This is a genomic window from uncultured Phascolarctobacterium sp., assembly GCF_937920985.1.
Taxonomy (GTDB): domain Bacteria; phylum Bacillota; class Negativicutes; order Acidaminococcales; family Acidaminococcaceae; genus Phascolarctobacterium_A.
On record NZ_CALDXR010000015.1, the window covers coordinates 43,891 to 54,381 of the forward strand.

Consider the following 10,491-nt stretch of genomic DNA (forward strand, 5'->3'; position numbering starts at 1 on the left):
TTTAAATCTCCTTATAGTATATCTTACTCTGCAGATTTACTACGGGAAACAACCTCGTCAATCAGGCCATATTCCTTAGCTTCTTTACTTGTCAGATAATGATCGCGCTCAGTATCAGCAGCAATTTTTTCCACTGTCTGACCGGTATGCTTTGCCAGTACCTGGTTCATTTCTTCACGGATACGCAGAATTTCACGGGCATGGATTTCAATCTCCGTTGCCTGGCCCTGTGCACCACCCAAGGGCTGGTGAATCATAACGCGGGAATATGGCAATGCAAAACGCTTGCCCGGCGCGCCTGCTGCCAGGAGCACAGATGCCATGCTGGCAGCCATGCCCATGCAGATAGTAGAAACGTCAGGCTTAATATACTGCATCGTATCATAAATAGCCATGCCGGCGCTTACGCTGCCGCCAGGACTGTTAATATACAGATGGATGTCTTTGTCCGGATCCTCGGACTCCAGGAACAATAACTGAGCAATGACAACATTTGCCATATTGTCATCAATCGGACCGGTAACGAAAACAATCCTATCCTTCAAAAGACGTGAATAAATATCATAGGAACGTTCTCCACGACTAGATTGTTCAACAACGATAGGCACATAATTCATTTTGTCACACTCCTTTACTGTAAGTATAACCCCAAATTATTTTGCGCTGTCGATAACAACGTGTGCAGCCTTGCGGCGCAGGATGTTAGCCAGCAGCAGGCCCATGGTGCCGTTGCCTTTGATGATTTTCTTAACTTCTTCAGGAGCAGCGCCGTGTTGTGCGGAAATAGCAGCGATTTCTGCATCAACGTCAGCCATGTCAACCTGAATGTCTTCAGCCTTAGCGATAGCATCCAGAACCAGGTCGGTCTTAACGTTTTCTTCAGCAACCGGACGTTGGTTTTCGCGGATTTTAGCCATGTCCAGACCGGTGTATTGCATGTACATATCCAGGCTCATTTTACGGCTTTCCAGGCTCATTTTCATTTCGTCAACCATTTGGCTGATTTTGTCTTCAATCATGATTTCCGGAACGCTGAATTTAGCGTTAGCTACAGCTAGGTCAATCAGTTCATGCTCGTATTCAGCTTTAGCGTTAGCTTCAGCAGCTTTTTGCATACGCTCTTTGTAGTTAGCACGCAGCTCTTCTACAGTTTTGAAGTCGGTCTTGGAAGCAACATATTCGTCGTTCAGTTCCGGCAGCTCTTTGCGTTTTACGTCCTGGATGTTTACTTTGAAGACAGCTTCTTTGCCAGCCAGGTCTTTAACAAAGTAATCTTCCGGGAAGGTTACTTCTACGTCAGTGGAATCGCCTTTGGACAGGCCAACCAGCTGATCTTCGAAGCCGGGGATGAAGGAGTTGGAGCCAACTTCCAGAGGATAGCCTTTGCCTTCGCCGCCGCTGAACGGTTCGCCGTCAACAGTACCAGCAAAGTCGATGATAGCGAAGTCGCCTTTTTCAATTACAGCGCCATCTTCAGCAACTACCATTTTAGCATCGCGGCCCATCATGTCTTTAATCTGAGCGTCAACCTGCTCGTCGGTTACTTCAACTTCTTTTTTGTCTACATGCAGACCTTTGTATTCGCCCAGTTCCGGTTCCGGTTTCAGGGTTACTTTAATGGTCAGTTCCATATCCTTGCCTTCTTCGAAGGTAGATTCTTCAACTTTAGGATCGGATACAGGAATCAGTTTTTCCTGGTCCAGAGCTTCGCTGTATGCTTTGTTAGCAACGATTTCAAAAGCTTCTTGTTTTACAGCTTCTTTGCCATAGTGCATTTCGATGATAGCGCGCGGAGCTTTGCCTTTACGGAAGCCAGGAATGTTTACCTGGTCAGCAATTTTTTGTACAGCCTTTTTATAGCCTGCATTTACCTCAGCAGCCGGAGCGGTAATTTTTAAAGTTGCCTCGTTTTCTACTCTTTCAACAGTAACGTTCATTAATAAAATCCTCCCTTAAATTTATGTGGGTATAAATAATATAATCGGATTAAACTGTCAGCCTTCCTTAGCGAAAATGTGCTGACACAAATCGCTCATAATATCATATCACAATGCTCGCTTCTTGACAATACCAAAAAACCCGACAGACTCAATCTGTCGGGCAAATTTTTAAGTGGAGCGGAAAACGAGATTCGAACTCGCGACCCCCTCCTTGGCAAGGAGGTGCTCTACCACTGAGCTATTTCCGCGTCATGTGCATCAGCAACGAATATAAGTATAAGGCATCAGGTGACTTTTGTCAACACCTTTTTTTGAAAAAGTTGAGATTTTTTTCAACTTTTTTCTTGGTCCTATCCTAACCCATTACAACGTGCCAGATCATCATAGACAAGCGCCGCCAGACGCTGCGTCAGCTCTTTGTTTTCCGCGCACAGCTTCGTCTGCGACAGCAATGCTTCCAGCTTGGTTTTATTGCACATCATACAGCAGCAGGGCATAATGATTTCGCTGACCATATAGGCAGCCGCACGCAAGGACATTTCATCCTGCAGCAGGCTGCCGCTTGCTGCCTTAGATGCAAAAACCGCCAGGCGCATATCCAGCGCCCGCGCCAGCTGTTTTTCTAAAACACTGGCCATAGCTTAACGCATGTTTTCGATAAAGTCTTCAAAGGTGTTAATCAATACAGTGTGACCGGTAACCTTCAAATCGCGCAGGTATGTGCCATAAGATTCATAAACCTCGTCACTCAGCTCCATTTTCAGGCCTTCTTTAACATATTCATCCATCATTTTCAGGATGAAACGGTTAACTTCATTGGTACCGGGCTTAACATTCAAAGGAATAATGCGGCTTTCAGCCTCATATTTTTCTACAACAACCTTCCAACCACCGGGAACAGGCGGCAGACGGGTTGCTTTAATGAAATAATTATCAGGAGAAAAGCCTACATAACCGTCCATTTTATTATATAATTTTGCTTTTTGCAGAGGGAAACCATTTTTATTGCCCCATTTAACGATTTCTTCGCAAACTTCATTATTATGGATTACACTCGGAAAAGTTGCTTCCGCTAAGATTTCAGACATAGTGATACCTCCTCATGGTTTATAGTCATATTTTACTCTAACTTGCAGATTATTTCAACAAAAAAGCATGTATACATTAACCATTCCATTTTACGTTGCTTGCAATAAGGACAACCTTGCTTTATACTAAAAATAAACACATCGGCAAAGGAGGATAGCGCTATGGGCTTATTTGTAAATCCTGACTGTTCAGCATTTAAAGCAGCAGTAGCTTCTGAAATTTATATTGACAAAACCTCTCTAATTAAGCACACAAATCAAATGCTCGGCACCTTACAAGCTTTTGTTTGTAACAGCCGCCCTCGTCGCTTCGGCAAGTCAGTTACCGCTGATATGCTCACTGCATATTACAGCAAAGGTGCTGATGCTTCTGAACTTTTTCAAGGTCTTGCTATCAGCCAAATCCCTGGCTTCACAAGACATCTTAATAAATACGATGTGCTCCACTTCGACATACAATGGTGTTTTAAAGAATGTGGCAAAGCTGAAGCTACTGTTCCATACATAACTAAAATAGTATTGAACGAACTGCGCCAACTTTACGGAAAAATTGTTCCTGATGATGTACAAAAAATTTCTGGAGCATTATCAGCTATCAATGCTGCAACAGGCAATAAATTTGTTATCGTCATTGACGAATGGGACGTTTTCATCAGAGACGAATCCCACAACACCAAAGTACAAGAGCAATATATTGACTTTCTGCGTAATCTTTTCAAAGGCAGTGAACCGGCAAAGTATGTAGCCCTTGCCTATCTGACAGGTATTTTGCCCATCAAAAAAGTGAAAACACAATCTGCGCTCAACAATTTTGATGAGTATACTATGCTAGATGCCAGCTTTTTTGCTCCATACACGGGTTTTACAGAGAATGAAGTTAAAACATTATGCTCACGTTACCATGCCGATTTTACTGCTGTCAAACGTTGGTATGATGGCTATCTTTTAGATGACTACCACATTTATAACCCCAAAGCAGTCGTTAACGCTATGCTACGAGGAAGATTGCAAAGCTACTGGTCGCAAACTGGTACTTATCAAACTATCAAAACTCTCATTGATATGAATTTCGCAGGTCTGCGTACAGCAATAATAGATATGCTCGCTGGCAACTCAGTCGCTGTCAATACCAATTTCTTCCAAAACGATATGATTAGCTTCGCTAGCAAAGACGATATTCTCACAGCTCTGATTCACTTAGGTTACTTAAGTTATGACATCAATGAACACGTAGCTTCTATACCTAATGAAGAAATCAGACAGGAATTTGCAGGTGCAATCAGTTCTAACAACTGGTCTGAACTTCATTCTTTTGAAATTGAATCAACGCAGCTTTTAAACGCTGTTTTAGACGGTGAGACAGCAGTTGTCGCTAATAGCATTGCTAAGCTTCATGACGAATATGCTTCTTCCATACGTTACAATGATGAAAATTCATTAAGCAGCGTGCTGACTATTGCTTTTTTAAGCACTATGCAATATTACTTCAAGCCAATCAGAGAATTTCCCACCGGCCGAGGTTTTGCTGACTTCGTGTATCTCCCTAAGCCACGCTATAAAGAAAACTATCCTGCGCTTATCGTAGAGCTGAAATGGAACCAAAGTGCTAAAACAGCACTCGAGCAAATTAAAGAACGTAACTATACGCAAACATTGGAGCAATACACTGGTAACATGCTTCTTGTAGGCATCAATTATGACAAAAAAAGCAAGGAACATACTTGCTGTATCGAGCAAGTAAAAAAATAATACTCACATTCTAAGACATACTGGCTGTCGTGCTGCATAAAAAATGTAGTACAACAGCCATTTTTATTCTGTATATTATTCAAAAGCAATGTACGGTCATAATAAGGAATCACTGTAGTAGCATAACCCCAGCAACAACGAATATGCATTCTTCTGTGTTTCTTGTACTTCCAGTAATGGTAATCATTACCACGGTCATAATAGTGGACAGTCCCCTGATAGCCTACATTCTCCACTGTACCGCCAGCATTGACAGTTAAATCTTTGCCTGCTTTTATTTTGCTGTAATGGTTGGTCAGGTCTTTGTCCAGATCAATGTTGATGTTACCGCTGGAAATGATATTCGCATCCGCAGTCTCTTTATCAATCTGCGCAGTCAAAATCTGCCTGTCAAACTTGCGCACTGCATCATAATAATTAGGTGCATTCAAATGCGGTATCTTGTAGGAAATATCCTCATGGCTTTCTTTAAAGCTTGTTTCAAAAATCTCCTTCTTGTTAACAAGATTCTTCGCCTTGATACTAAAGTTTTTGATTGGTGTTGTTCACCCACTTTTGTTGATGAAGGCTCATGATTATTCTAATTTACACCATACATCAATTTGTGTAATAAACTAGTATCCTCATATCCTTGTATTTTTACACTTATTTTTATTACTCCTCTTTCCTTGCATTCTAAGCAATACAATAAATTCTTTTTTTGAAATATTTCTTTACCACCTTCTATTCTCTCTAATTCCCAACCTTTATTTTTTAAAAGCTCAATATATTTTTGCTTTACATATAAATTGTCGCTATTATATTTATAAACAGCTGTAACTGCCCAATTATCTAAACTAGGTTCCGAAAACATAACCATTTCACATGGATCATTGACATAAATATTATGCCATGTATAATATAAATCTTTAGTATATCTTTTATTATCTCCCAAACATCTATATCGAAGCAGGGGAGCCAAAAACACACCAATGGAAATTATAGTTATCATTATCATTATCAATGTTATAGTTATCGTTTCCTTAGTAATAAAATACCTAATCATTATTTTCCCCTATCTTCTTACTACAGTTACCTCTAAGCTTTTATCATCATTTCTTATTATACAATCATTTATTCCATCTTTATAACTAACAATATTACTATTTTGAGCTGTCAGGACCTTCTCAACTTTTCTTTGATAATAATTAATTTTTTCGTCATTACTCATCTCTTCAATTCTTATATTTCTCTTGAGTACTAAAGTACACTTTCCAAAAACCTCATCTTTTTTGTAAAAATCTATCCAAACGCTATTCTCTGGATCCCGTATGCACAAAAAGCTCTTATATATGCTTAAATCATCTTTATTTGTGACATTATATCCGAAAACTATTTTCCATACTATTATACAAAATATTAGTATACTAAAAAAGCAACCTATAAAAATACCTGTTTTAACTTTTCTCCCATATCTAGTCATTATATCATCTCCCAATACTAATCTTTGCAAAGTGTAATTTTGTTAAAGCTATCATCATAAGATAACTTAGTTCTATTGATATCAACCCATACATATGTATTATTCTTTTCATCGTATCCAGATAACATCTTACAATTATTATTCTCTATTTTTAATACTATTTTCTGATGAGTTTCTTTATTTTCAAAAATATCAAATTTCCCTTTCAAAGGATTGGAAATAAACCTAGCTACAGCCTCATCGTATGATTTATGATACAGTTCTTTGAAAGGATGCCAAGTACTATAACTACTCCTGCTACCAACAAAATATGCATATGACATGCCAGCCTGAATAGAAGCTTTCATTTCTAATGATATGCCATATTCTCCTGAAAAATTATTTAAATTTCCTTCTAGCAAATCACTAATAGGCATACTACCACCTATATGAAGTCCATTTATATCGGCTCCAGAAGATATTGATGCACCTGATATAATATCACTTGCTTTTACATTATTTGCAAAGATAATCTTTGTTACAGACATTCCAACAGGATTATTGCTACCAGACAAAGCAATATTAACTCCTGTATTATCGAAAATTAATAAATCATTGCTATCATCTGGATTTAACGTTATAAAACAGCCTACTGTTCCATCAACATATTTATAAGATCCATCAACCATAATTGCATATGCCTCATTTTCCTTTAATGTATTAGGATTAATCATATCTATATATTTTTTAAAAAATAAATGATAAAAATTGTTCTTTGTAGCACTAGCAGCAACACTCGCCCCAGCTTGCGTATTACCAGACACTAAGTCACTAATCACTGCTCCTAAGACAGCACTAACCCACTGCGCCTTATCAGGATCACCATCTGCAACTTTAACTATTTCTTCAATAACCAGCTTGTTTATTCCAGCAGCAGTTGCACCAGCAAGAAAATCTCCCCCAGTAAGCTTACTCATAATTCCACCAACAACTGCATGATAAAGAGCTTTCTGTTCGTTGCTGCCATCCATGTAGTGAATCTCATTATACGCCAATTCGCCAAACAAATTTGCTAATTCCTGGCGTTCTTCAATTTTTGTCTTATCAAAAATCTCGCCAAGCTTATTAAGGCTGTTTGCATTATCACGATTCAGCTTATTGATATCCTGCTTCTGATTCTCTTTATCACGGATTTCAATAGTTCCTTTGCTAATAGTAGCTTTCGTTGTGCTTTCAGCTTCTCCGCTTGCAGGCATGCCAATATCAGGTGTTATACCTTTTTCATTGTATTCTGCATCATTGTTTTTGTTTACTTTGATGCCAGCTCCACCTGCTTTGTAATCCGCCTTATTTTGAATATCTTCAAACGTCAACGTACCTGTCGAAAGCTTATTCTTGTCAGCATCAGCAGTACTTGAAATAATACCACCCTTAAGGTCAGTATTAGCTTCTACACGAATATCAAAGCCATCTTCGCCTGCGTAGATACCGCTCTGGCCTGTTACACTTTCATATTTGCTGTCAATTTTGCCTACGCTTGCGCTGCCGCTAATGGCTTTATTGCTGCCAAGCCCAACGCTCGCGCCAACAGATTTATTGTTTTCCTTATCGCTGTTGCTGTCCTGCTTGCTTTCGATGTTAAGGCCTCCGCCTACGTTACCGGTAACCTTTTCACCGCTCAGCTTGCCACCTTTAATATTGGTGTCGTTACCGCTTGCAAAACTCAAATCTTTATTGGCAGTCACATTGCTTTCGTTATAGGTTGTGCCATTTGCAGACACTTCTCCCTTGGACATACTGCCAGAAATGCTGTAGCTTGGGCCTTTGCCAAGTTCTAGCCTTGCGCCAACACTTGCACTGCTGGATTTACTGTTTTGCTCCGTTTTATTAGTATTTTTAGACGCAGTTATATTAAGGTTTTCTTTAGCGTTTAAGGTAACGTCCTTGCCTTCAACATTGCTGCCAGTGATATTAATATCTTTCTTCGTAGAAGTAACATTAACATCTCCTCCCGCCTTTACTTCGCTGGCGTTAGCTACTGTTGTTGTGCTATTACTTTCACTCTTGCTCTTCGTTGTGCCAAGGCTGACATTAATAGACAAGTTTTCGGTTACCTTGCCACCGCCATTGCTTTTAATATTTTTGATAGCTTTATCAGCATCCTTGTATCCTTTGACAGCAACTAAAGCACCAAGGCGTTTATCTTCAACATCTGCTGCATGTTTTACGCTGTTCGCTGCATTATTTACAACATCTACATAACCTCCGCCAACAAAAACACTCAGTCCTGTTCTTTTAAACTCATGCTTCTCCTGTGCGTTGTAAATGCTGTCGCTGTTTTCAATTTTAACATTTTCGCCAGTGATATTTATATCCTTTCCTGCGACAACACTGCTGCCTTTAACGTCAGCAGCCTTATCAGCATTCAGGTTCACATTGCCTTTAACACTGCCAACTGTGCTTCCCACCTGCTCAGCGTTCTGGTTGGCGTACTGATCCTTCTGCTTTTCCTTGCCAATGGTAAAGCCTAAGCCGCCGCCAGCAAACACACCGCTTTTCTTTACAGCTTTTCTGTATTCGCTTTCGCTTGTCTGCTCCGCACTGCCGATATTCATATTGCCGCCGGTTTTTACGCTTACGTCATTATCTGCAACTACGTTGCTGCCTGTAATATTCATATCTTTTTTACTGCTAATCGCAAGCTCTCCGGCAGAAACATTGCTGCCAACAACAGTATTCTGCTTACTGTAATCATAAATATCTGTTGTTTTGGACGAAAGCACCCCACTGACCTTGTTGTGCTCTTCGTGCAGGCGCTCATGGTATTCTGTTTCATTAGCAATATTTATATTATTTTCTGCAGTCAGGTCTGCTTTTCCTGCTTCACTGGCTACGTTGCTGCCTTTAATATTGATATCTTTGCCGCTAGCAATGCTGATATCGTTCTTCGCCGCAATAGTACTGCCCTTCACAGCTTCATCTACCTGCTTGTTATGGTTGTAATAGCTGCTGCCACGCTTGCCCACTTCGCTTTCCTCGCTGTACAAATCTTTCACAGCAGTCAGGCTTACATCGCCTTTAGCATTCAACTCCACGTCTTTTTTCGCACTCAAAATACCACCAGCAATGCTGATGTTCTTTTTCGCATTCAGGCGGATGTTCTCGCCGCTCAGCGCACTTTGCTGGTGCTGCACGTCATGGATTTCTGCTGAAGAACTGCCATAAGCTACGGCAACATGCTTTTCATTGGCAACCGTTACGATATCAACATCATTAGCATTAAGAGTCAAATCCTTGCCTGCAGTCAGATTTACACCTTTATTCGTAATGTTCTTGCCTGCCTCCAGCGTCAAATTCTGCCCAGCACTAATAGAACCAGTTGCTTCAATCTTTTTCTGGTTCAGCTCCTTATATTGTTTTTCGCTAACAGTTACTTCGTTGGTAATGTTCTCCGCTTGTAGCAATACATCCGCTTTTGCACGCATTGTACCACTGTTAGTAATATTCTTTTCTGCTTTTATCTTCAGGTTTTCACCTGCGATATCACCTTTATTGCTAACATTTTCTGCGCGCAAAGCTATAGTACCATCGCTTCTGATGTTACCCATGTTCTTGATATCCTGCTTGGAGTACAGCTCTACCTCACCGCCTACGATGAGCGCACCATCAGGACGCAAATCTTCGCTGCGCACCTGTGCCAGGAACACCTCCGGTACAAGAACCTTTTCGCCGTTGACTACTTCTTCCACCAGCCAGACAATATCTGTGGTCAGGCTTGCCATCTGCTCTGCTGTCAGTGCTACGCCAACCTTCAAATCCATTGCTTCCGCAACTACTGCACCTGCGTTCATCAGGGCAGCAAACTGCTCCATATCGCTGCCGTAATCACCAAGATATTTCTTTCCTGTCAGCGTACCAATCTGCTGCAGCACAAACTGCTGCTCAAAATAACCATCACCAAGTCGTTTACCAACCTTCTCCGGATCTGCCTTTACACGCTCCAGGAGGTAGTCACTGGAAAGGAACTCATGATAATCAGCAAATTTCTTGTTCGTTTCAATAAGATACTTCGCCTTTGCATCTTCCGTCAGCTTAAAGATTTTGCTGTTGATATGCAGACTGGAAATATCCATCATTTTATCACCTGTTTGGTTGTCCTTGCCTGCTGCTGCCTTATCATCAGCCTTTCCTTCTACGCTGGTAGATACATCCTGCTTCTCCTTATAAAGCTTTTCGTCCGTAAGATGATTTTCTGCATCCGTCTTGAAATAAT

The 10,491-nt window shown here is 40.6% G+C and carries 9 protein-coding genes and 1 tRNA gene; 1 reads left to right on the forward strand and 9 read right to left on the reverse strand.

The window, feature by feature from the left end; all coding sequences use genetic code 11:
- Window positions 1-23 precede the first annotated feature (23 nt).
- From clpP to Q0612_RS02525, 5 genes are all read right to left on the reverse strand, one after another.
- Window positions 24-617 (reverse strand): ATP-dependent Clp endopeptidase proteolytic subunit ClpP, encoded by a 594-nt coding sequence (clpP, locus tag Q0612_RS02505; RefSeq protein WP_009144839.1) that lies wholly within the window; start codon window positions 615-617, stop codon window positions 24-26.
- A 36-nt stretch (window positions 618-653) separates the two neighbouring features.
- The gene (gene tig, locus Q0612_RS02510; protein WP_298880357.1) at window positions 654-1,937 is read right to left on the reverse strand and encodes a trigger factor; all 1,284 of its coding nucleotides are present in this window, start codon (window positions 1,935-1,937) and stop codon (window positions 654-656) included.
- Window positions 1,938-2,113: 176 nt separating this feature from the next.
- Window positions 2,114-2,188, reverse strand: a tRNA-Gly gene (locus Q0612_RS02515).
- 102 nt (window positions 2,189-2,290) lie between these two features.
- Window positions 2,291-2,578 carry a hypothetical protein gene (locus Q0612_RS02520; RefSeq protein WP_298880359.1) on the reverse strand — a complete coding sequence of 96 codons (288 nt, stop codon included), beginning with the start codon at window positions 2,576-2,578 and terminating at the stop codon, window positions 2,291-2,293.
- Window positions 2,579-2,581: 3 nt separating this feature from the next.
- Window positions 2,582-3,028, reverse strand: coding sequence for a hypothetical protein (locus Q0612_RS02525; RefSeq protein ID WP_021719541.1), 447 nt, complete (start codon window positions 3,026-3,028; stop codon window positions 2,582-2,584).
- Window positions 3,029-3,190: 162 nt separating this feature from the next.
- On the opposite strand from Q0612_RS02525, the gene Q0612_RS02530 reads away from it, so the two are divergent.
- Window positions 3,191-4,777 carry an AAA family ATPase gene (locus tag Q0612_RS02530; RefSeq protein WP_298880363.1) on the forward strand — a complete coding sequence of 529 codons (1,587 nt, stop codon included), beginning with the start codon at window positions 3,191-3,193 and terminating at the stop codon, window positions 4,775-4,777.
- Here Q0612_RS02530 and Q0612_RS02535 read toward each other — a convergent pair.
- The 4 genes from Q0612_RS02535 to Q0612_RS02550 form a co-directional block, all read right to left on the reverse strand.
- Complete coding sequence (locus tag Q0612_RS02535) at window positions 4,723-5,208, reverse strand: hypothetical protein (RefSeq protein WP_298880366.1); 486 nt, start codon at window positions 5,206-5,208, stop codon at window positions 4,723-4,725. The genes Q0612_RS02530 and Q0612_RS02535 overlap by 55 nt on opposite strands.
- A 149-nt stretch (window positions 5,209-5,357) precedes the next feature.
- The gene (locus tag Q0612_RS02540; RefSeq protein ID WP_298880369.1) at window positions 5,358-5,822 is read right to left on the reverse strand and encodes a hypothetical protein; all 465 of its coding nucleotides are present in this window, start codon (window positions 5,820-5,822) and stop codon (window positions 5,358-5,360) included.
- Between the two features lie 9 nt (window positions 5,823-5,831).
- Window positions 5,832-6,239 carry a hypothetical protein gene (locus tag Q0612_RS02545; RefSeq protein WP_298880373.1) on the reverse strand — a complete coding sequence of 136 codons (408 nt, stop codon included), beginning with the start codon at window positions 6,237-6,239 and terminating at the stop codon, window positions 5,832-5,834.
- A gap of 17 nt (window positions 6,240-6,256) precedes the next feature.
- A partial coding sequence (locus Q0612_RS02550; protein ID WP_298880376.1) for a hemagglutinin repeat-containing protein occupies window positions 6,257-10,491 on the reverse strand: 4,235 nt, incomplete at its 5' end.